The organism is Aerococcus sp. L_32 (assembly GCF_050689315.1).
The window spans coordinates 1-660 of record NZ_JBOEQF010001037.1 but is presented as its reverse complement, the minus strand read 5'-3'; the positions used below and the strand labels follow the sequence as shown (position 1 = coordinate 660).

2 protein-coding genes are annotated in these 660 nt (G+C 32.0%); both read left to right on the top strand.

The features are described 5' to 3' along the window. On the top strand, window positions 1-491 hold a 491-nt coding region (locus ACRCJ0_RS18070; protein WP_431391518.1), incomplete at its 5' end, for a hypothetical protein. A 55-nt stretch (window positions 492-546) separates the two neighbouring features. Further along, a partial coding sequence (locus tag ACRCJ0_RS18065) for a DnaA N-terminal domain-containing protein (RefSeq protein WP_431391519.1) occupies window positions 547-660 on the top strand: 114 nt, incomplete at its 3' end.

Sequence of the window (660 nt, the reverse complement as noted above, 5' to 3'; positions counted from 1 at the left end):
CTTTTCGACCGGTAAAACTCGTCTATATTATAACAGATATTTCTAAAAAAAGAAAAATCCTCCCTAAATTGATGTCCTCTTTTTTCACAAACTCACTTTTAAAATTTCACAAACTATGTGAAGAAAAAAATGGTAAACTCTTATTCACAAAGTGTGTACGAGATTTGCACAAGCCTGTGGTTAGTTGCAGCAAGTTTAAATTCATCCCCAAAGTTTTTAAAGGACTTTTCAACAAATCCACAGTTTTGCAAAACTTTTCCACATCTGTTGACAACCCATCAGGAACCCTTATAAACTGCCCTTTGAACAAGGGGGATTATACACAAGACTTTAAATTTTCTAAAAAGATAACAGGTTTATTCACACCTTGTGGAAAACATTTATCAAAAGTTGGGATTATTTTTATTCACATCCTGATTTTTCTGTGGAAAACTGTTTTTTTTCATGATATTATGAATAAGCCTAACGAATTTAAAGATTCGTCGTACTAACATATTTCAATATGTTTGATATAAAAATTTTGTACACTAAGGAGCTAGGAAATATATGAGTGAATTAAACCGATTATGGGATTACGTCACCCAATACTTCAAAGAAGAGTTGCCTAAAACAAGTTTTGATACTTGGATTAAAGACCTAGATCCTGTTGCCTTTGAGAAC